Origin of the sequence: Actinomadura rubrobrunea NBRC 15275 (assembly GCF_001552235.1) — a bacterium.
Taxonomy (GTDB): Bacteria; Actinomycetota; Actinomycetes; order Streptosporangiales; family Streptosporangiaceae; genus Spirillospora; species Spirillospora viridilutea.
Map to the genome: position 1 here is coordinate 123,931 of NZ_BCQU01000002.1, position 19,949 is coordinate 143,879.

The 19,949-nt window shown below is 74.1% G+C and carries 21 protein-coding genes and 2 pseudogenes; 11 read left to right on the top strand and 12 right to left on the bottom strand.

All coding sequences use genetic code 11. From position 1 onward, the window contains the following. Positions 1–74 precede the first annotated feature (74 nt). The 4 genes from sodN (at position 75) to AR3_RS01300 (ending at position 2,494) form a co-directional block, all read left to right on the top strand. Entirely contained in the window at positions 75–476 is a 402-nt protein-coding gene (sodN, locus tag AR3_RS01285; protein ID WP_217998411.1) for a superoxide dismutase, Ni, read from the top strand. A 138-nt stretch (positions 477–614) separates the two neighbouring features. Further along, a complete protein-coding gene (locus AR3_RS01290) occupies positions 615–1,136 on the top strand; it encodes a GNAT family N-acetyltransferase (protein WP_067907068.1) in 522 nt (173 codons plus the stop codon). A gap of 105 nt (positions 1,137–1,241) precedes the next feature. Further along, positions 1,242–1,670: an ATP-binding protein gene (locus tag AR3_RS01295; RefSeq protein WP_067907070.1), complete on the top strand. Its 429-nt coding sequence runs from the start codon at positions 1,242–1,244 to the stop codon at positions 1,668–1,670. Beyond that, positions 1,667–2,494: an RNA polymerase sigma factor SigF gene (locus AR3_RS01300; RefSeq protein WP_390097658.1), complete on the top strand. Its 828-nt coding sequence runs from the start codon at positions 1,667–1,669 to the stop codon at positions 2,492–2,494. Before AR3_RS01295 ends, AR3_RS01300 begins: the two co-directional genes overlap by 4 nt. Before the next feature lie 130 nt (positions 2,495–2,624). Here the strand turns inward: AR3_RS01300 and AR3_RS01305 are convergent, their stop codons facing one another. Continuing rightward, on the bottom strand, positions 2,625–3,182 hold the full coding sequence (locus AR3_RS01305) for a hypothetical protein (protein WP_174545399.1): 558 nt from the start codon (positions 3,180–3,182) through the stop codon (positions 2,625–2,627). Between the two features lie 49 nt (positions 3,183–3,231). On the opposite strand from AR3_RS01305, the gene AR3_RS01310 reads away from it, so the two are divergent. Both AR3_RS01310 and AR3_RS01315 read left to right on the top strand, forming a co-directional pair. Next, a complete protein-coding gene (locus AR3_RS01310; RefSeq protein WP_313819562.1) occupies positions 3,232–4,164 on the top strand; it encodes a diacylglycerol/lipid kinase family protein in 933 nt (310 codons plus the stop codon). Positions 4,165–4,471: 307 nt separating this feature from the next. Further along, positions 4,472–4,732 (top strand): WhiB family transcriptional regulator, encoded by a 261-nt coding sequence (locus tag AR3_RS01315; protein ID WP_067907129.1) that lies wholly within the window; start codon positions 4,472–4,474, stop codon positions 4,730–4,732. Positions 4,733–4,885: 153 nt separating this feature from the next. Here the strand turns inward: AR3_RS01315 and AR3_RS01320 are convergent, their stop codons facing one another. Then, complete coding sequence (locus AR3_RS01320; protein ID WP_083950815.1) at positions 4,886–6,508, bottom strand: sensor histidine kinase; 1,623 nt, start codon at positions 6,506–6,508, stop codon at positions 4,886–4,888. A 107-nt stretch (positions 6,509–6,615) separates the two neighbouring features. Here AR3_RS01320 and AR3_RS01325 point away from each other — a divergent pair, with 107 nt between their 5' ends. After that, positions 6,616–7,785: an 8-amino-7-oxononanoate synthase gene (locus AR3_RS01325; RefSeq protein ID WP_067907074.1), complete on the top strand. Its 1,170-nt coding sequence runs from the start codon at positions 6,616–6,618 to the stop codon at positions 7,783–7,785. Between the two features lie 36 nt (positions 7,786–7,821). Next, a complete protein-coding gene (locus AR3_RS01330; protein ID WP_083950816.1) occupies positions 7,822–8,625 on the top strand; it encodes a GntR family transcriptional regulator in 804 nt (267 codons plus the stop codon). Between the two features lie 87 nt (positions 8,626–8,712). Here AR3_RS01330 and bioB read toward each other — a convergent pair whose 3' ends face one another. Further along, positions 8,713–9,708: a biotin synthase BioB gene (bioB, locus tag AR3_RS01335; RefSeq protein ID WP_067907076.1), complete on the bottom strand. Its 996-nt coding sequence runs from the start codon at positions 9,706–9,708 to the stop codon at positions 8,713–8,715. Positions 9,709–9,794: 86 nt separating this feature from the next. After that, entirely contained in the window at positions 9,795–10,520 is a 726-nt protein-coding gene (gene bioD / locus AR3_RS01340) for a dethiobiotin synthase (protein WP_067907133.1), read from the bottom strand. 171 nt (positions 10,521–10,691) lie between these two features. Here bioD and AR3_RS01345 point away from each other — a divergent pair, with 171 nt between their 5' ends. Both AR3_RS01345 and AR3_RS01350 read left to right on the top strand, forming a co-directional pair. Next, positions 10,692–11,498, top strand: a complete 807-nt coding sequence (locus AR3_RS01345; RefSeq protein WP_067907078.1) for a hypothetical protein — start codon at positions 10,692–10,694, stop codon at positions 11,496–11,498. 57 nt (positions 11,499–11,555) lie between these two features. Further along, on the top strand, positions 11,556–12,068 hold the full coding sequence (locus tag AR3_RS01350; RefSeq protein ID WP_067907080.1) for a GNAT family N-acetyltransferase: 513 nt from the start codon (positions 11,556–11,558) through the stop codon (positions 12,066–12,068). A 15-nt stretch (positions 12,069–12,083) separates the two neighbouring features. On the opposite strand, the gene bsaP is transcribed toward AR3_RS01350, so the two are convergent. The 8 genes and pseudogenes from bsaP to AR3_RS01390 all read right to left on the bottom strand — a co-directional run bounded on the left by bsaP (position 12,084) and on the right by AR3_RS01390 (position 19,169). Beyond that, entirely contained in the window at positions 12,084–12,269 is a 186-nt protein-coding gene (bsaP, locus tag AR3_RS01355; protein WP_067907082.1) for a biotin synthase auxiliary protein BsaP, read from the bottom strand. Positions 12,270–12,281: 12 nt separating this feature from the next. Further along, positions 12,282–12,494 carry a biotin/lipoyl-binding carrier protein gene (locus AR3_RS01360; protein ID WP_083950817.1) on the bottom strand — a complete coding sequence of 71 codons (213 nt, stop codon included), beginning with the start codon at positions 12,492–12,494 and terminating at the stop codon, positions 12,282–12,284. A 125-nt stretch (positions 12,495–12,619) separates the two neighbouring features. Next, complete coding sequence (locus tag AR3_RS01365; protein WP_067907084.1) at positions 12,620–13,957, bottom strand: acetyl-CoA carboxylase biotin carboxylase subunit; 1,338 nt, start codon at positions 13,955–13,957, stop codon at positions 12,620–12,622. 189 nt (positions 13,958–14,146) lie between these two features. Further along, positions 14,147–15,535 (bottom strand): HD-GYP domain-containing protein, encoded by a 1,389-nt coding sequence (locus AR3_RS01370; protein ID WP_067907086.1) that lies wholly within the window; start codon positions 15,533–15,535, stop codon positions 14,147–14,149. A 4-nt stretch (positions 15,536–15,539) separates the two neighbouring features. Further along, entirely contained in the window at positions 15,540–16,886 is a 1,347-nt protein-coding gene (locus AR3_RS01375) for an HD-GYP domain-containing protein (RefSeq protein WP_067907088.1), read from the bottom strand. A 332-nt stretch (positions 16,887–17,218) separates the two neighbouring features. Beyond that, positions 17,219–18,157, bottom strand: coding sequence for an NAD-dependent epimerase/dehydratase family protein (locus AR3_RS01380; RefSeq protein ID WP_067907090.1), 939 nt, complete (start codon positions 18,155–18,157; stop codon positions 17,219–17,221). 119 nt (positions 18,158–18,276) lie between these two features. Continuing rightward, positions 18,277–18,549: pseudogene (gene rsrA, locus AR3_RS31945) on the bottom strand (mycothiol system anti-sigma-R factor); the annotation flags it as partial. After that, a complete protein-coding gene (locus AR3_RS01390; RefSeq protein ID WP_067907137.1) occupies positions 18,546–19,169 on the bottom strand; it encodes a sigma-70 family RNA polymerase sigma factor in 624 nt (207 codons plus the stop codon). The pseudogene rsrA and the gene AR3_RS01390, both read right to left, overlap by 4 nt. A gap of 451 nt (positions 19,170–19,620) precedes the next feature. On the opposite strand from AR3_RS01390, the pseudogene AR3_RS01395 reads away from it, so the two are divergent. After that, a pseudogene (locus AR3_RS01395) lies at positions 19,621–19,949 on the top strand (class I SAM-dependent methyltransferase); the annotation flags it as partial.

Below are 19,949 nucleotides of genomic sequence, written 5' to 3' on the forward strand. Positions count from 1 at the left end.
CCCTACGGCGGGGCCGTCACAAGAGTAATGTCGGTGACCGGAGCATGATCCGATACGAGGGAAGGGAAACGCAGGTGCTCGCAAACCTTCTGCGCCCCAGGACCGCGGTTTCCGCGCACTGCGACCTGCCGTGCGGGGTCTACGACCCGGCGCAGGCCCGCATCGAGGCCGAGTCCGTCAAGGCGATCTGCGAGAAGTACGCCGCCAACGAGGACCCGGTCTTCCGGGCCCGCGCCATCCTCATCAAGGAGCAGCGCTCGCAGCTGGTGAAGGAGCACCTGTGGGTGCTGTGGACGGACTACTTCAAGCCGCCGCACTTCGAGAAGTACCCGCAGCTGCACCAGCTGTTCAACGAGGCCACCAAGCTCGCCGGCGCGGGCGGCACCAAGGGCAGCATGGACGTCAAGGCGGCCGAGGACCTGCTCGCCCGCATCGCGGAGATCGAGAAGATCTTCTGGGAGACCAAGCAGGCCTGAGCACGCCGGCGAACCGGTACGCATGGGGCCCCGCCGCGTCCGGCGGGGCCCCCGCTCGTCTCACCGGCGGGCGGTCCTCGCACGATCGCAAGTGCCGGGATCACCGGGCGGCGGCCGGCGCCTTGTAGCCTGGCCGACGTGATCCGCCCCGCTGTTCCCGAGGACGTTCCCGCGATCGTGCGGCTGGTGCGCGAGCTGGCCGACTACGAGCGCGCGCTGCACGAGGTGAAGGCGACCGAGGACGATTTCCTGCGGCATCTGTTCGGGCCGGAGCCTCGGGTGTTCGCGCATGTGGCCGAGCACGAGGGCGAAGTCGTCGGATTCGCCCTATGGTTCCTGACGTTCTCCACCTGGCTCGGCCGTCACGGCATTTACCTGGAAGACCTGTACGTCAGGCCGCGGATGCGCGGCCGCGGGTACGGCAAGGCGCTGCTGCGGGAGCTGGCGCGCATCGCCGTCGAGCGCGGATACGGCCGGATCGAGTGGTCGGTGCTGAACTGGAACGCTCCCGCGATCGGTTTCTACAAGTCCCTCGGCGCGCAGCCGCAGGACGAATGGACGGTCTACCGGCTGACCGGCAAGGCCTTGGCGGATCTCGGCCGGAGCCGGTCGGGGCGCGGCGAAGGGGCGGACCCGGCCCAGATTTCGCCGGACAGGTGATCCATTTCTCCCGGATGCGGCAAAGCCATGCGCGCCGCAGTCTCGAAGCAAGGGGGTTAGGCGGTAGTTTCGAAGCAGCGGGACCTACCGCCGCAAGGGAGTGACGTGACTGAGGAAACCGCTGCGATGCCGGCCAGTACGAAGGTGTCACCGCGTGACGCGGTGACCGTGAAGCTGCCCGCCGCGAGCGCCTACCTGTCGGTGCTGCGGACCGCCACGGCGGGCCTGGCGGCCCGGCTGGACTTCACGCTGGACGAGATCGAGGACCTGCGCATCGCCGTCGACGAGGCGTGCGCGATGCTGCTCGCCCAGGCCGTGCCCGGGACCGACCTCACGTGCGAGTTCGAGCTGACCGGGGACGCGGTGCGCATCAAGGTGTCGGTGCTGACCGTGGACGGCCGCGAGCCGAGTCGCGACACCTTCGCCTGGACGGTGCTGTCGTCGCTGGCCGGCGAGGTCGACTCCGAGGTGGGCCCCGACGACCGGGTCACGGTGATGCTGCAGAAGCGCCGCGCCGCGACGGGGGCCCCGTGACGGAGAAGACGACACTTCCGGACGGCGGAAGCGCGGCGGGCGCGAGCGAGCGTCCCGACACCGCGGTGCCCGACCGCGCCCGCGCCCGGGCCCTGTTCGAGCGTCTGGCCGAGCTGCCCGAGGGCGACCCGGAGCGCCAGCGCATCCGCGACCAGCTGGTGGAGCTGCACCTGCCGCTGGTGGAGTACCTGGCCCGCCGGTTCCGCAACCGCGGCGAGTGGCTGGACGACCTCATCCAGGTCGCCACCATCGGCCTGATCAAGTCGATCGACCGGTTCGACCTGGACCGCGGCGTGGAGTTCTCCACCTACGCCACGCCCACCATCGTCGGCGAGATCAAGCGGCACTTCCGCGACAAGGGCTGGGCGGTGCGGGTGCCGCGCCGGCTGCAGGAGCTCAAGCTGTCGCTGACCAAGGCGATCAGCGATCTGGCCCAGCGCGAGGGGCGCGCCCCCACCGTCAGCGAGCTGGCGGCGCACCTGGGGATGAGCGAGGAGGAGGTCCTGGAGGGCCTGGAGTCGGCCAACGCCTACTCCACCGTCTCCCTGGACGCCCCCGACTCCGGCGACGAGGACGCGCCCGCGGTGGCCGACTCGCTCGGCATGGTGGACGAGTCGCTGGAGGGCGTGGAGTACCGCGAGTCCCTCAAGCCGCTGCTGGAGAAGCTGCCCGCCCGCGAGAAGAAGATCCTTCTGCTGCGGTTCTTCGGGAACATGACCCAGTCGCAGATCGCCGCCGAGCTGGGCATCTCCCAGATGCACGTCTCCCGCCTCCTGGCCCGCACCCTGGCCCAGCTCCGCGAGGGCCTGACCGCCGACGAGTGACCGGGAGGCCCGCTCGGTGCGTGCCGAGTGCAGGCCCGCCGGCACGACGAGACCGGGCCATGAGCACCGCCGCGACAGCGCGCGGGGGGCGGCGGCCGACGCGGGTCGGCCGCCGCCTCCGAGCTTCTCTCTAGCGCTTTCCGCCGCGCCGCGGCTTCTTGCCGCCGGCCGTCCGCTTCCCGGCGGCGGTCTCGGCCTCGCCCTTCTCGCCGCCGCCCGTCTGGGCGCCGGACGCGTCACCGTCCCGGACGGCCTTGCCGGCCCCCGGCCGCTTCGCGGCGGCCTGCCCGGTGTCGTCGTCTCCGGCCTGCTCCTCGTGGACGAGCCACGCGGTCGTCGGCGGACTCAGCAGGAGCACCAGGGAGGCCACGGCCAGCAGGCCCAGCGGAACGGCCAGCCAGTACTGCTCGCTCTGCCACAGCGACCAGGCGACCGGGAGGGCGAACAGCTGGACCAGGACGCTGGGCGAACGGCTCCAGGCGGCGCCCCGCAGCAGCCCGCGGGCGCAGCCGAACATGCCCGCCCCGGCCCCGAGCGCCAGGACGGTCACGGCGATCGCGGTGGCCGGGTCGACGGCCGCGCCGATCACGGTCTCGTACCCGGTGAACAGCCCGAATCCGGTCGCGACGGCGCCCTCGGCGGCCACGAGGGCGGCGGCGCCGTGCACGGTGATGGGACGCTTCGACACAACCCGCAACCCTATCCCGGGCACGGATACGCTGAACGCCGTGCGCGCCATGCTCATCGCCAATCCCAAGGCGACCTCGACCACGCGGCGGGCCCGCGACATCATGCTGCGGGCCTTCACCGGCGACCTGAACATCGACCTCGCCGAGACGGGGCACCGCGGACACGCCACGGATCTGGCCCGCAAGGCCGTGCACGAGGGCTACGACGCGATCGTGGTGCTCGGCGGCGACGGCACCGTCAACGAGGCCGTGAACGGGCTGCTGGCCGAGGGTCCGTCGGGGCGGCTGCCCGCGCTGGCCGTGGTGCCGTGCGGCAGCGCGAACGTGTTCGCCCGCGCGCTGGGCCTGCCGGGCGATCCGGTCGGGGCGACCCGCCAGGTGCTCCAGGGGCTGCGGGCCGGACGGCACCGCACGGTGGGGCTGGGCGCGGCGCGCCTGCCGGACGGCCCGGAGCGGTACTTCACCTTCAACGCCGGGGTGGGCCTGGACGCGGAGGTCGTCCGGGAGGTGGAGCGGCGGCGCGCGAAGGGCGGCCGCGCGCCCGCGGCGCTGTACGTGCGCACGGCGCTCGAGCATTTCTTCTCCGGGACGGACCGCAGGCGCCCGAAGCTCATCCTGGAGCGGCCGGGCCGCCCGCCGATCCCCGGCCTGTTCCTGGCCTTCGTGTCCAACACCTCGCCGTGGACGTTCCTTGGACCGCTCCCGGTGAACCCCAGTCCGCGCGCCAACTTCAACAAGGGCCTGGACGTGTTCGCGCTGCGGTCGCTGCGGGTCGCCCCGGCGCTGGGCACGGTGGCGCAGATGTTGTTGGCCCGGGCCCGTCCCGTGCAGGGCCGCCACGTGGTGAACGTGCACGACGCGGCGGAGGTCACGCTGCGGTCGCCCCGGCCGGTGGCCTACCAGCTCGACGGCGACTACCTCGGCGAGACGCCCGCCATCACCTTCCGTGCCGTCCCGAAAGCGGTCCGCGTGGTCATATGACGCAGGTCACGCACGAGGCGACGGCAAAGCACCACCGTCGAAACACCGATGTGACACATACGACACTCATACTTTGAGAAACGTTTCTCAAAGGTCTTGCGTCCTCCTACGATGCCCTGACACGCTCAAAGTGCGCCGACCGGCAGGGGCTCAGCGCGTCGCGCCCTGCCCGAGTAGCGCCCAGAACGACCACCCCTGAACCCAATCCCCCTCGAGCGGCTCGGGGTGCTCCGCGAGAGACATGTGAATCAGTTCACAAGATGAGTGGGGAGGCGCGTCCCCCCACGCTGACGAAGGAGTGGACCGCATGGACTGGCGCCACCGCGCGGCCTGCCGTGACGTGGACCCCGAGCTGTTCTTCCCGATCGGCAACACCGGGCCCGCGCTCCTGCAGATCGAAGAGGCCAAGCAGGTATGCCGCCGCTGCGAGGTCACCGACGCGTGCCTGCGCTGGGCCCTGGAGTCCGGCCAGGACGCCGGCGTGTGGGGCGGCATGAGCGAGGACGAGCGGCGCGTGCTCCGGCGGCGCACCGCCCGTGCCCGGGCCCGCGCCAACGCCCGCGTCTGACCCGCCGCGCGTCACGCGCCGCCACCGCCGGGCCCTCGTCCGGCCTCCCGCAGACGCGCCGCCTCCGAACCTCCCGGTCGGAGAGCCCCGCGCGTCCGTAGACTCCAAGCGCCCGCGCCCGCCGCGGGCGCCGGTCTTTTCGGCCGCGGCGGCCTAGTCCCGTCCGTCGGGCGCACCGCCCATGGACGGCCGCCTGCCGTCGCGGCGCCGCCCCGCGCTCAGGTCCTTCAGCGCCGGACGCGCCGCCATGCTCCGGTCCCGCGCCGCGGGCGCGCGGATCGCGGCCTGGTCGAGCGGCACGTCCACGAGCACCTCGGTGCCGCCGCTCGCCCGCCGCCGGAACTGCAGCCGCCCGCTCAGCTCGCCGACGATCAGCGTCCGCACGATCTGCAGGCCCAGGCTGTCGCTGCTCTCCACGTCGAAGTCGGCGGGCAGGCCCACGCCGTCGTCGGCGACCGTGACCACCAGCCGCGGCCCGGCCCCGTCCGTCTCCTCCCGCCGCCGCGCGCTGACCTCCAGCGTCCCGAACCGGTTGGACAGGCCGTGCTCCAGGGCGTTCTGCAGCAGCTCGGTGAGCGCCATCGCCAGCGGGGTCGCGATCTCGGCGGGCAGCACGCCGAAGCTGCCGGTCCGCTTGGGCGTCACCCGCGTCTCCGGCGTCGACACCTCCCCCGCCATGGCGATCACGCGATCGGCGATGTCGTCGAAGTCGATCAGCTCGTCGGGGGTGTGCGAGAGGGTCTCGTGGACGATCGCGATGGATCCGACCCGGCGCACCGCCTCGTCCAGCGCGGCCCGGCCCTCGGGGATGCTCAACCGCCGGGCCTGCAGCCGCAGCAGCGCCGCGACCGTCTGCAGGTTGTTCTTCACCCGGTGGTGGATCTCCCGGATGGTGGCGTCCTTGGTCATCAGCTCGCGGTCGCGCCAGCGCAGCTCGGTGACGTCGCGGCACAGCACGATCGCGCCGATCCGGGTGCCGCCCACCACCAGCGGGATGGTGCGCAGCTGCATCACCGACCCGTGCGCCTCGACCTCCACCTCGCGCGGGGCGCGGCCGCTGAGCAGCGCGCTCAGCGCCTCCTCCAGCGGCTCGCCGGTGTCGCACAGCTGGGTGGTGATCTCGCCCAGCACCTCGCCGACCAGGTCGGTGGGGAACCCCAGGCGCCGGTAGGCCGACTGCGCGTTCGGGCTGGCGTAGGTGACGCGTCCGGCGTGGTCCAGCCGGATCAGCCCGTCGCCGACGCGAGGCGAGCGCACCAGGTTGGGCTCCTCCCCCGGGACCGGGAACCGGCCCTCCGAGATCATCTGCGCCAGGTCGCTGGCGCTCTGCAGGTAGGTCAGCTCCAGGCGGCTCGGGGTGCGGGCCGAGCTGAGGTTGGTGCTGCGCTGGATGACGCCGAGCATCTTGGCGCCGCGCCGCACCGGGATCGACTCCTCCCGGACGGGGATGCCGCTGCCCCACTCCGGGTCGCCCTCGCGGACGATGCGCTGCTCCCGCCACGCCACGTCGATCAGGCCGCGCCGCCCGGCGCGCACGATCCGGCCGACCAGGTCCTCGGGGTAGGCGGTCGGGCCGGTGGTCGGACGCATCTGCGCGATCGCCACCCACGACGTGGGCTCCCCGCCCTCCACCGACCGCAGCGGCACCCACAGCAGCAGGTCGGCGAACGACAGGTCCGCCAGCAGCTGCCAGTCCGACACCAGGGCGTGCAGCCACTCCAGGTCGGTGTCGGTGAGGTCGGTGTGGTCGCGTACCAGGTCGGTCAAGGTGGGCACGGCTCCATCATCGCCGATCCCGGGGACCGCCCCGTCCACCGGCCCGCCCGGCCCTCGCCGCCGCCCCGCCGACGTGCCGCGCCCCGGGGACCTGGCAAGATCTGGTCATGACACGCGATCCCCTGGACCGGCTGCGCGCCGCCGCGGCCCGCCGCGAGGAGGCGGGACTGCGGCGGCGGCTGCGGCCCCGGGCCGCCGACCACGACGGACTCGTCGACCTGGCGTCCAACGACTACCTCGGGCTGTCGCGCGACCCCCGGCTGATCGAGGGAGCGGTCGCCGCCGCCCGCGCGTACGGCACCGGGGCGACCGGGTCGCGGCTGGTCACCGGCACCACGCGGCTGCACGCCGAGCTGGACGAGCGGCTGGCCGCGTTCGCCGGATGCGCCGCCGGTCTGGTGTTCTCCTCCGGCTACCTGGCCAACCTGGGCGCGGTGGCGGGCCTGGGCGGCCCGGACGTGCTCGTGGTGTCCGACCAGGGCAACCACGCCTCGATCATCGACGGGTGCCGCCTGTCGCGGTCGCGGGTGGCGGTCGTCCCGCACCGCGACGTCGCCGCCGTCGAGGCCGCGCTGGCCGGCCGCGAGGAGGAGCACGCCCTGGTCGTCACCGACGCGGTGTTCTCCGTGGACGGCGACCTGGCGCCGCTGGCGGACCTGCACCGCGTGGCCCGCGCGCACGGGGCGCTGCTGGTGGTGGACGAGGCGCACGCCCTCGGCGTCGTCGGCGACGGCGGACGCGGCGCCGCGCACGCCGCGGGCCTGGCCGGGCAGCCGGACGTGGTGCTCACCCTCACCCTGTCCAAGTCGCTGGGCGCGCAGGGCGGCGCGGTGCTCGGCGCGCCCGAGGTCGTCGACGCGCTCGTCGACACCGGACGTTCGATGATCTTCGACACGGGGCTGGCGCCGCCCAGCGTGGGCGCCGTCCTGGCCGCCCTGGACGTGCTGGAGGCCGAGCCGGACCGGCCGGCCCGCGCCCGGGGCGTGGCCCGGCGGATGGCCTCCGCGGCCGCCGCTCTCGGCCTGGAGACCACCGACGAGCCCGCCGCGGCCGTGGTCCCCGTGGTGCTGGGCGAGCCGCACGCGGCCGTCCAGGGCCAGCGGGTGTGCGCGCGGCACGGCGTGCGGGTCGGATGCTTCCGTCCCCCATCCGTGCCCAAGGGGCGCGCCTGCCTGCGTCTCACCGCCCGCGCCACGCTGACCGAGGAGGACCTCGGCGCGCTAGAACGGGCCCTGGCGGACGTCGCCGAGTCGGGCCCCCGTACCCTTCACACGTAACATCGGGGGAACCGGTGATGAACGTTAGGAGAGACCGTGACGGAGGTCAGGGGCGGGCCCCGGCACGGGGGCGGCTATAGAGCCGATCGGGCGCCACTCAGCGACATCGGCCGGCACCACTCGGCCAACGCACCGCGCATTCCGAAGTACTACAAGCTCAAGGAGCTGCTCGTCGAGCTGATCCAGTCCCTGCCTCCCGGTAGTCCGCTGCCGCCGGAGCGGACGCTCGCCGAGAAGTACGAGACCTCGCGCACCACGGTGCGGCAGGCGCTCGCCGAACTGGTCGTCGAGGGGCGGCTGCAGCGCATCCAGGGCAAGGGCACCTTCGTCGCCAAGCCGAAGGTCGCCCAGGAGCTGCAGCTGGTCAGCTACACCGAGGACATGCGGCACAAGGGCCTGCGGCCCGAGACCCGCATCCTGGAGATCGGCTACGTCAGCGCCGACGAACGCCTGGCCGGCCTGCTGGGCATCCGGCCGGGGGGCCGGGTGCTGCGCATCCACCGGCTGCGGCTGGCCGACGGGGAGGCGATGTCGATCGACACCTCGCACCTGCCGGCCCGCCGCTTCCCGGGCCTGCGCCGGGAGCTGCCCCGGCACAGGTCGCTCTACGAGACGCTGGCCACGGCCTACGACGTCCACCTGGCCGAGGCGGAGGAGACCATCGAGACGGTGCTGGCCACGCCGCACGACGCGCAGCTGCTCGGCGTGGACGTGGGCCTGCCGATGCTGCTGCTGTCGCGGCACGCCATCGACACCACCGGCCAGCCCGTCGAATACGCCCAGAGCCTCTACCGCGGCGACCGCTACAAGTTCACGACCCGCCTGCGCCGGAACAACTAGACGCCGCCGGGCGCGGGGCCCGTCCCTCGGGCCGGGCTCCGCGCCGGGCCGGAGCGCGCCGTCCGACCAGGACTCGCCGGTCGGCCGTCACAGGGTCTTGGACAGCGCCTTGATGGGCATCTGGAGCTCGCTGAGGAGGGCGAGGTCCTCGGAGGCGGGGCGGCCCAGGGTGGTCAGGTAGTTGCCGACGATGATGGCGTTGATGCCGCCCAGCATGCCGTCGCGGGTGCCCAGGTCGCCCAGGGTCAGCTCGCGGCCTCCCGCGTAGCGCAGGAGGGTGCGCGGCAGCGCCAGCCGGAAGGCGCCGATCGTCTTGAGCGCCTCGCGGCCCTCCACCAGCGGCCGGTCGGCGAACGGGGTGCCGGGGCGGGGCGCCAGGAAGTTCAGCGGGACCTCGTCGGGCTCCAGCTCGGCGAGCTGCCCGGCGAACTCGGCGCGCTGCTCGACCGTCTCGCCCAGGCCGATGATGCCGCCGCAGCACAGCTCCATGCCCGCCTCCTTGACCATGAGGCAGGTCTCCCAGCGCTCCTCCCACGTGTGGGTGGTGACCACGTTGGGGAAGTGGGACCGCGCGGTCTCCAGGTTGTGGTTGTAGCGGTGCACGCCCATCGCGACCAGCTCGTCCACCTGCTCCCGGGTGAGCATGCCGAGCGAGCACGCGATGTTGATCTCCACGCCGTCGTTGATGGCCTTGATCCCCTCGCGGACCTGCGCCATCAGCCGCTCGTCGGGCCCGCGCACGGCCGCCACGATGCAGAACTCGGTGGCGCCGGTGCGGGCGGTCTCCTTGGCCGCCTCCACCAGCTCGGGGATGTTCAGCCACGCCGACCGCACCGGCGAGTCGAACCGTCCCGACTGGGAGCAGAAGTGGCAGTCCTCCGGGCAGCCGCCGGTCTTCACGGAGACGATGCCCTCGACCTCGACCTCCGGTCCGCACCAGCGCATCCGCACCTCGTGCGCCAACGCCAGCAGGTCGTCGAGCCGCTCGTCGGGCAGCGTCAGGCACTCCAGGGCCTGCTCGGCGGACAGCCCCCTGCCCTCCTCCAGCACCTGGCGGCGGGCGACCTCGAGGATGTCGGTCACGGACCCCTACCTTCCTTCCTGGGTTGACGCCTGGGTCGATGCGGCGTTCGTGCTCGCTGGGCGGACCATCGGCTCGGCACGTCGGGTCAGCGGACGGGGACGCCCTGGGCGTGGCGGAAGGCGGCCGGGTCGAAGGAGCCGCCGAACGCCGGCGCCAGCGCGCGGTGCGCGGTCACCAGGAACTCCGCCGGGTCGAGCGCGCCCGCGCCCGCGGGCAGCGCCCCGGCCAGCGGCCGGGCGGCGATCGTCTCCAGGTCCGGCACGTTGCTGCGCATCGCCAGGTCGGGCTCGTCCGGCCACGCGCCGATCACCACGCCGGCGAGCTGGACGCCGCGGTGCGCCATGGCCTCCAGGGTCAGCGCGGTGTGGTTGAGGGTGCCCAGGTCCGGGCGCGTCGCCACGAGGGCGGGCGCGCCCAGCCAGCGGGCCAGGTCGGCGACGGTGGTGCCCTCCTCGTCGTAGCGGACCAGCAGCCCGCCCGCGCCCTCCACCAGCACCAGCCGGCGGGTCTCGGCCAGCTCGCGGATGCGGCCGGCGACCTCGGCCAGGGCCACCGGCGGCCGTCCGGCGCGGCGGGCGGCCGCGGCGGGCGACAGCGGATCGGGGAAGCGGGCGAACTCGTGCAGGTCGTCCACGCCCGCCAGCCGTCCGACGACGTCCAGGTCGCCGGGCTCGCCGGGGGACACGCCGGTCTGCACGGGCTTGACCACGGCCACCGAGGCCCCGCGGGCGGCGGCCAGCGCGGCCAGCGCCGCGGTCACGATCGTCTTGCCGACGCCCGTACAGGTTCCGGTCACCACGAGCACGCTCACGACCGGCACCCTAGCGCGCGCCCCTTCGGCGGTGCCCTCGCCGAATTCCACAGTCTTGGCCAGGGGAATTTGTACGCGGGTTCACGCGCAGCTCCCGGAACGCCGCGGAATGTCATGGTTCCACTGCGGCGTGTCAGGGAACCCCGCGGCGCCGCGGCACGTCCCACTTGCATGGCCGGGCTCGCGCGCACGACGGGGGCCGCGGCGGCGCTGGCGGGGACGATCGCCCTCGCCGCCTGCGGTCCGCACGACGGCACGCCCGACGCCGCGCCGTCGCCCGCGCCGTCGGCGCGGCAGACCGACCGGGCTCCCGCCGAACGCCTCGTCCTGCGCTGGCGGCGGACCGGCGGCATCGCCGGGCTCGGCGGGCCCGGCGCGCTCCCCGACTTCTCCCTGTACGCCGACGGCCGCGCGGTGTTCGCCCAAGGCGCCCACGCCCAGACCGCCACCGAGTACCGGCTGACGCCCGACGCGCTGCGGCGACTGCTGGACGAGGCCCGCGCGGCGGGGCTCGCCCGGTCGCGCACCCGCGCGCCGCGGCAGCAGGTCGCCGACGCCTTCATCGTGGAGATCACCATGGGCGGCGCCCGCACCCGCATCGTCCACCCCGAAGGGGTCGACGACCCGGCGGTGCGGTTCCTCGACCGGCTGCACCCGCCGAGCTGGGCCGCGAGCGACCAGGCGGGACCGAGCCGCCCGTACCGGCCCGCCAGGGTCGCGGTCCTGGCCGGACGGGTCGGCGCCGACACCGGCGCGCACGGCGTCAGAGCCTGGCCGCTGGCCCCGCTCGGCCGCGGCGAGCGCGCCGCCGGCCGGCTGTGCACGGTGCTCACCGGACGCGACGCCGCCACCGCCGCGCGCCTCGCCGCGCAGAACCGCTTCGACACGGCGTGGCGCAGCGACGGGCGCCTGTACGCCGTCCGCTTCCGGCCGCTGCTGCCGGACGAGGAGACCTGCGCCGACCTCGCCCGCGCCTGACCCCGGCCGCCGTGCGTACCCTGGGGCCGGTTCCGATCTTCCCAGGGAGGGCCCTAGGTGTCTGAGACGTCGGTCCTGCGCGGCCCGGTGACCGTCCGCAGCGCCCGCCCGGACGAGTACGACCTCGTCGGCGAGCTCACCGTCGAGGTCTACGTCGGCGGCGGCATGGTCAAGCCCGACTCCGGCTACGTGCCCGAGCTGCGCGACGCGGCGGGGCGCGCCGCGCACACCGACCTGCTCGTGGCGGAGGTCGCCGGAGAGGTGGTGGGCGCGGTGGCCTACTGCCCGCCCGGCAGCCGGTACGCGGTGGTCGCCGGCGCGGACGAGGCCGAGTTCCGCATGCTCGCCGTCCGGGAGCGGGCGCGCGGCCGGGGCGCGGGCCGCGCCCTCGTCGAGGCGTGCCTGGACCGCGCCCGCGCCGCCGGGCTGCGCGGGCTGCGCCTGGTCACGCAGGCCAACATGCCGGCGGCGCAGCGCATGTACGAGCGGATGGGGTTCCGCCGCACGCCCGAACGCGACTGGACCCTGGACAACGGTGTGCGGCTGCTCGCCTACCACATGCCGCTGTGACCGCGGCCGGGGGGATCACGCCGAGGTGAGCGTGCCGTGCTCGGAGCAGCGGGCCGTCCAGCCCATCGGCGTCACCTGCACCACCATCCGGCGGCGGCACCGGGTGCAGTAGCGCGGCGGCTCCATCCGCCGGGCGGCGCGGCACCGCCGGTGGTCGCCCTCGCGTTCCGGGCCCCCGCAGCGGTCGCAGTACGTCTCCACGGCGCGGGCGTCCTACTCGATGACGGCGATCAGATCGCCCTCCTGGACGACCTGGCCCTCGGTGACGGCGAGCTTGGCGACGGTGCCCGCCTCCTCGGCCAGCACCGGGATCTCCATCTTCATCGACTCCAGGATCACCAGGGTGTCGCCCTCGTTCACCTGGTCGCCCTCGGCGGCGGTCACCTTCCACACGTTCGCCACCATCTCGGCGTGCACGTCGGCCACGGCGGTTCCTTCCTTCGAAAATGCCCTTCGGACAGTGCCAGGGACGGTTCGGCGGGCGCGCCCGGAGCGGGCGAGGCGCGCCGCGGGTCGACGGGTGGTGCGCCGCGAGCCCGCGCGGGGGCGGGCTAGCGTCCGCGCATCCGGCCGACGAGCCCGGTGTCGTAGGACCCGTCGGCGAACTCGGGACGGTCGAGCAGCTCGGCCAGGAACGGCAGGTTGGTCTTGGGGCCCTCGATGCGGAACGCCCCGACCGCCGCGCGCGCCCGCAGCACCGCGTCGCCGCGCGTCTCGGCGTGCACGCACAGCTTGGCCAGCAGCGGGTCGTAGTGCGGGGTGACGGTGTTGCCCTCGGCGTAGCCGGCGTCGATGCGGATGCCCTCGCCGACCGGCTCCTCCCACACCTCGATCGTGCCGGGGCCGGGCAGGAAGCGCACCGGGTCCTCGGCGTACACGCGCAGCTCGATCGCGTGCCCGCGCGGGTCGATCTCGGTGAACGACACCGGCTCCCCCGCCGCGACGAGCAGCTGCTGCTCGACCAGGTCGATGCCGGTGACCAGCTCGGTCACCGGATGCTCCACCTGCAGCCGGGTGTTCATCTCCAGGAAGAAGAAGTCCTTGGTGGCCGGGTCGACCAGGCATTCGACCGTGCCGGCCCCGCGGTAGCCGATCGCCTCCCCGGCGCGCACCGCCGCGGCGAGCATGCGCTCGCGCAGCTCGCCGGTGACGCCCGGCGACGGGGTCTCCTCGACCACCTTCTGGTGCCGGCGCTGCACCGAGCAGTCCCGCTCGCCCAGGGCCACCACGGTGCCGTCGGCGAGCCCGAGGATCTGCACCTCCACGTGCCGGGCCCGCTCCACGTACCGCTCCAGCAGGATGTCGGCGCTGCCGAAGAACCGTTCGGCGCGGGTGCGGGCGGTCTCGAACGCGGCGCGCAGGCCCGCCTCGTCGCGCACGGCGGCCATGCCGATGCCGCCGCCGCCCGCCGCGGCCTTGACCATCACCGGGTAGCCGATGCGCTCGGCCTCCTCGACGGCGGTGTCGGCGTCGGGCACCGGCTCCCACACGCCGGGCGCCACCGGGACGCCGGCCTCCTTCATGAGGTTCCGCGCGTTGATCTTGTCGCCCATCCGGGCGATCGCCAGCGGCGGCGGGCCGATCCACACCAGGCCCGCGTCGATCACCTGGCGGGCGAACGCGGCGTTCTCCGCCAGGAACCCGTATCCGGGGTGGACCGCCTGCGCATTGGTGCGGCGCGCGGCCTCCAGGATGCGCGCCGCGTCCAGGTAGCTGCGCGCGGGCTGCGGCGGGCCGATGAGGATGGCCTCGTCGGCCTCGGCCACGTACGGCAGGTCGGCGTCGGCCTCGGAGTACACCGCGATGGCCTTCAGCCCCATCGCGCGCACGGTGTGGATGATCCGACTGGCGATCTCGCCGCGGTTGGCCACGAGCACGGACTCGAACACCAGGGGGTTCTCCTTCCACCTGTACGCGGCTTCCCCGGTACGCGACGGCGCGACGGATCGGACGTGGCCGACCCTAATGCCCGCGCGGGCGGCCGTCCGGGCGCGCGAGCGACAAATACCGGCCGGTAATTTTGTCGCCCCGCCGCCCCGCCGCCGCGCCCGCCCGCCCGCGTCGCGCGGCCGTCCCGGCTACGGGCGGGAGCCGCGCTCCAGGACGCGGCTGAGCGCCTCCACCACGGCGGGGTCGTACTCGGACGCCGAGTCCAGCCGCAGCCGTTCCAGCACCGCGGCGGCGCGGTCGCGGTCGGAGGAGTCGCCGACCAGGTCGTCGTAGGCGTTGGCGACCTTGATGATGCGGCTGGCCAGCGGGGGCGGCGCCGGCCGCTCCGCGCCGCCGTCGGCGCCCGCGGCGGCCGCCTCGCCCTTGTCGCCCTTGCCGCGCCGCGGCGACGACGCCGCGGCCCCGCCCTCGGCGGTCGCGCCGGTGCGGTACGGGTGCGAGGACAGCCGGACGATGTGCGCCACCCGGTCCAGCACGCCGGTCTGCTTGATCACCTCGGCGCCGAGCTCGGCGATGCGGCGCTGCTCGGTGGGCGAGGCCAGCACGGTGGCGCCGCCGGGGATGGGGTCGCCGAGCGACAGCTGCCCGATGTCGTGCATGAGCGCCGCGTACTCCAGCTCCAGCAGCTCCTCCTCGCACATGCCGAGCTCGCGGCCCATGCCCACGGCCAGCCGGGACACCCGCCGCGAGTGCCCGGTCTCGACGTAGCCGCCGACCTCGGTCACCCGCGACAGCGCCCGCACCGTCTGCAGGTACGTGGCGCGCACACCCGCGTACCGGCGGAAGGCGAACTGCGTCACCAGGATCGGCGCGGTGAACACCGCCAGCGCGACCGGCCCCAGCACGGTGGTGGCGACCGCGATGAGCATGGCGGTGGCGCTGGTCGCCGCGCACAGCGCCGTCTTGGCGCGGATCTCGTCGCGCAGCGCGATGCCGAACCGGGCCCGCACCGCCTCGGCGCGGATCACCGCCGCGATCACCACGTCGGTGAAGCAGCCGATCGCCACGGTCAGGCCCATCGCCGCCAGCAGGAGCTGCCAGGCCAGGTCGAGGCCGAGCAGCGGGCGGAAGCACAGCGCCACCACGGCGACGCACAGCAGCCGGCGCGCCATGGCGTCCGGCCGCGGCATCCGTCCGACCGCGGCGTGCGGCAGCGAGCCGACCAGCATGCCGACCGCCGTCACCGCCACCACCTGCAGCGGCGAGTGCAGCGCCGGATGGACGCCGAGCAGCGCCCCGGGCGGGGCGTTCTCCGGGCCGACGCCGACCAGCAGGGCGTAGCCGAGGGCGCCCGCGGTGGCGATCGGCGCGACCTCCCGGTTGCCGGGCATCACCATGCGGAACAGCTCGCCCAGCGCGATGAGCACCCCGAAGATCACCGCGACCCGGGGCTGCTCCAGGCCGACCGCCGCGACCTGCGCGACGGCGGCGGTCACGCACAGCACGGCGGCGGCGACCAGCAGCAGCCGCTCGGTGTCGACCGCCTGCCAGGCGGCCCTGGACCGACGCGCCTCCATCCCGCTACCGCCGCGCTCCGCCGCCGGCCACCCGGAGGGGGGCGCTGGGGTCGTCGTGGTCCTGCGAGGTGGTCTCCGCCACGTCGTCGTCGGGGGGCACGACGGGGTCGGGCGGATCCCAGCCTTCGCGTTCCAGCGCGCGCAGGAACGCCTCGACCATCACCGGGTCGAAGTGCTCGCCGGCGCACTTGCGCAGCTCCTCCACGGCCTGGTCGATGCTGAGCGCGGGCCGGTAGGAGCGGGTGGAGGTCATGGAGTCGAACGCGTCGGCCACCGAGATGACCCGGGCGAACTCGGGGATCTCGTCGCCGGCCAGGCCCATCGGGTAGCCGGTGCCGTTCACCCGCTCGTGGTGGTGCATGATCCCGGCCAGCGCCTCGTCCAGGAAGCCGATCTCCCGGACGATCTCCAGACCGCGCATCGGGTGCAGCTGGATCGCGGCGAACTCCTCCTCGGTCAGCTTCCCGGCCTTCTGCAGCACCTTGGTGGGGACGCCGAGCTTGCCCACGTCGTGCAGCATGCCCGCGTACCGGATCGCCTCCACCCGGTCGGGCCGCATGCCGATCTCGCGCGCGATCATCACCGACCCGCGGGAGACCCGTTCGGAGTGGCCGCGGGTGTAGTAGTCCTTGGTCTCCACCGCCTGGCACAGGGCGGCCAGCGTGGCCGCGTGGGCCTTCTGCTGGGCGTGGGTCTGCTCCAGCGCCCAGCGCGCGATGAACAGCGGCAGCAGCACCAGCACCGCCGCGAACGTGCCGACGTGCTGCCACAGGCCCGCGATGAGCAGGCCGAACATGCCGTAGCCGAGGCATCCCACCGACAGCTGGCGGCTCTCGCGCACCAGCTCGCGCGGCGCGGCCTGCTTGGACAGCAGCAGGATGCCCGCCATCAGCAGGAGGTTGACGCCGACGAAGGTGACCAGGGCGCCGAGGAAGGGGACGATGACCTGCTCCACCCAGTCGGCCTGGCCGGGACGGGGCGGATCGCCGCCGAGCACGTCGAACACGGTGCCCGCGGCGTACCCGCACAGCGCGAACTGGGCGCCGTTGAACAGCCGCTTCACCGGGGCGAACAGCCGCTGCCCGTTGACCACGGCCGACAGGCCCAGCAGGGCGGCCCCGGCGGGCCCGAGGAGCACCACCGACGCCAGGCTGGCGGCGAAGCTCAGCGAGACCCGCGCGCGTTCGACGTTGAGCAGCGCCGGCGCCGAGTCGCAGACCCAGAACAGGACGGCCAGCACCGCCAGCTTCGACCAGTCCAGCTCGCCGAACGACGACGTCGCGATGAGCCCGGTCGCCAAGGCGACCACGCCGCAGACGTACGCCCAGGCAGCCAGTGGTAGTCCACGCATTGCCGCCCTTTCGGGAAACGGAAACGTGGGCCGCCGCCGGGGCCGGTGGCGCCGGTGCCCCACCTAGACCCAGGACACGCCCTCGGGCATTCTCAGCGACGACGAGGCGCCCCGGGCCCGGTCGAGCCCGGCCGTCCTCACACGCTTGCGCATGGCATTCGCCTCCCCCCGTGAAACCGCCCCCGAGCGCCCAGGCAGCGCGCGACCCGGCCGCCGGGGCATGCGAGTGCTCCCGTCGCTGATTCCGGCACAAGCCTAACGCGAGCGGCGCAGGTCACACAGGCATGCGGCGAATCGTGAGCAAAGCGTGAACTAATCGTCACCTTTGGTGATCACAATTCCCGTGCGCCCCCTGCGGCCGCCCGCTCGCGCGCCCACGCGGCGGTCGCGGCGAGGCCGTCCCGCAGCGACGTTCTCGGCCGCCACCCGAGGACCCGTTCGGTCTCCGCCGGGTCGACGGCCATCGCGGGCAGGTCGCCCGGCCGCGGCGGGGCGAACGCGGGCTCGTCCGGCGCGCCCACCGCCTGGGCGACCAGGGTGTGCAGCTCCCGGTCGGCGGTCTGCAGGCCGGTGCCGACGTTGAAGCGGCCGCCGCCGCCCGCCTCGCCGCCGGCGCGGGCGAACGCGTCCACCACGTCGAGCACGTACACGTAGTCGCGGGTCTGGGTGCCGTCGCCGAACACCCGGGTCGGCCGGCCCGACAGCAGCGCGTCGGTGAAGATCGAGATCACCCCGGCCTCGCCGTCCGGGGTCTGCCGCGGGCCGTACACGTTGGCCAGCGTCAGGATGGTGAAGTCCACGTCGTGCAGCGCCCGGTACATGCGCAGATAGATCTCGCCGGACACCTTGGACGCCGCGTACGGGGAGGCGGGCCGCAGCTCGGCGTCGGGCGGGACGGGCAGCGCGTCCGGCACCCCGTACACCGCGCAGCTGGAGGCGAACACCACCTTGCGCGCGCCCCCGGCGCGCGCGGCCTCCAGCACGTTGGCGGTGCCCAGCACGTTGATGCGCGCGTCGTGCAGCGGGTCGGCGACGCTGGCGCGCACGCTGACCTGCGCGGCCAGGTGGAAGATCACTTCGGGGCGGCGGGCGGCGACGCGGTCGGCGAGCGCCGGGTCCGTCACGTCCATGCGCCACATCTCGACTCCCGGGCGCACGTTGCCGCCCGACGAGAAGTCGTCGACCCCGATGACCTCATGGCCGTCGGCCAGCAGCCGGTCGGCGAGATGGGACCCGATGAACCCGGCCGCGCCGGTGACGAGTACGAGCACGCCGAAACCCTAGATCAGTCGGCGGGGTGCCGCTCGGCTTTCCCGGCGGTCTGCTTCTCCGCCGCGCGGCTTTCGGCGCTCTGTTCCCCGGCGGCGGGCTCGGGGGTCTCCTCGCCGACGGCCTCGGCGGCCTTGAGCTCCCCGCACAGCTGCTCGATGCGGCTCATCACCTTGGCCCGCAGGTCGGCGGGGACCGGCTCGCACCCGCAGGACTTGCCGACCAGCTTCTTGACGGCCTCCTCCAGGCCGTACTCGCGCAGGCACGGCCCGCACTCGTCCAGATGCTGCTTGACCTCGCCGCAGCCCTGCTGGTCGAGCTCGCCGTCCAGGTAGGCGTAGACCCTGGCCAGCACCTCGCTGCACGGCGTCTCGTGGTGGTCGCCACAGCTCATGACGATCCCTCCCCCGCCCGGGTCAACCCGCGCTCCCGGGCGTAGTCCTCCAGCATGCCGCGCAACTGCCGCCGCCCCCGGTGCAGACGGGACATCACCGTACCGATGGGCGTGCCCATGATCTCGGCGATCTCCTTGTAGGCGAAGCCCTCCACGTCGGCGAGGTACACCGCGATGCGGAACTCCTCCGGCAGGTTCTGCAGCGCCCGCTTGACGTCGGTGTCGGGCAGGTGCTCCAGCGCCTCGGCCTCGGCCGACTTCAGGCCGCTGGAGGTGTGCGACTCGGCGCGCGCCAGCTGCCAGTCCTCGATCTCCTCGGTCGCCGACTGCTGGGGCTGCCGCTGCCGCTTGCGGTAGGAGTTGATGAAGGTGTTGGTGAGGATCCGGTACAGCCACGCCTTGAGGTTGGTGCCCTCCCGGAACTGGTGGAAGGACGCGAACGCCTTGGCGAAGGTCTCCTGAACGAGGTCCTCCGCGTCCGCGGGGTTGCGCGTCATGCGCAGCGCGGCCGAGTACAGGGGATCGAGGAACGGCAGGACGTCGCGTTGGAAGCGCTCCCGGCGCTCCTCCACGGTCTCGGAGGCGCCCGACGGACGTTCCGGGGCCGCCTGCGGGTCCAGCGCCCCGTTCCCCTGCGCCGGGTGGGCCAGGCGGTCTTCGCTCTGCTGGCGCTCCGCTGCGGCCACCTGACCACCCCCCTCGTCCGTGACGGCGCCTCCGACGGCGCGGTACGCCACAGACGATATAGGGCTGCGGAGCCGGGCCGTGCCGTCGGGGGCGGCCGGCGGCTGCACCGCGGTGTCCCCCCGGGGATGCTCGGCAACGGCTGTGGTCATCGGGCAGCACCTCCGCTGTGCGTCAAGGTTCCCGTACGGCGCGCCCGTGGCCCCTTCTGGACGGTTCGCTCGTCTCGCGGGTCGAGGGCACCCGTACGCGGACGGTTGTGAGACGGTGCAACGCGCGGACGGCCGCGTCGATTCCCGGGCGGGCGATTCCCGGGAACCGCCGAGGGTGACGCGCGGCACCCGCGGGGAAGAAGTCACATAAAGGGCGAGAACAGGAGCAAACCCGTTGCTACCGCTGCCGGCGCAACCTCCCGAACCCAGCGTCGCGGATCTGCGTGCCGCGCCGGGCGACGGCCGGTCCCTGACGCTGTACTGGTCGTTCTACTGGGCGGTGGCGGCGGCGCAGCTGGCCCGCTGGCTGCCGCGCACGCCCTCGCTCATCCTGGACATCTCGGGGGGACGCACCGGCAGCGCGGCGCAGGCGGCGGCCGCCGGGCACACGGTCCTGGAGATGCTGGACCCGCTGGTGGCCCCGCGGGGCGTGGACGGCGCGGCGGACGGCGACGGCGCCGGGGCGGACGGCGCCGCCGTGGCGCCGCGGCTGCGCCCGCCCCC

What these genes read in the sequence shown, in the direction of transcription:
- AR3_RS01310 (WP_313819562.1), top strand. Translation starts at nt 3,232, where the DNA reads ATGCTCATCGCCAATCCCAAGGCGACCTCGACCACGCGGCGGGCCCGC.
- AR3_RS01315 (WP_067907129.1), top strand. Translation starts at nt 4,472, where the DNA reads ATGGACTGGCGCCACCGCGCGGCCTGCCGTGACGTGGACCCCGAGCTG.
- AR3_RS01325 (WP_067907074.1), top strand. Translation starts at nt 6,616, where the DNA reads ATGACACGCGATCCCCTGGACCGGCTGCGCGCCGCCGCGGCCCGCCGC.
- AR3_RS01345 (WP_067907078.1), top strand. Translation starts at nt 10,692, where the DNA reads ATGGCCGGGCTCGCGCGCACGACGGGGGCCGCGGCGGCGCTGGCGGGG.
- AR3_RS01370 (WP_067907086.1), bottom strand. Translation starts at nt 15,535, where the DNA reads ATGGAGGCGCGTCGGTCCAGGGCCGCCTGGCAGGCGGTCGACACCGAG.
- AR3_RS01375 (WP_067907088.1), bottom strand. Translation starts at nt 16,886, where the DNA reads ATGCGTGGACTACCACTGGCTGCCTGGGCGTACGTCTGCGGCGTGGTC.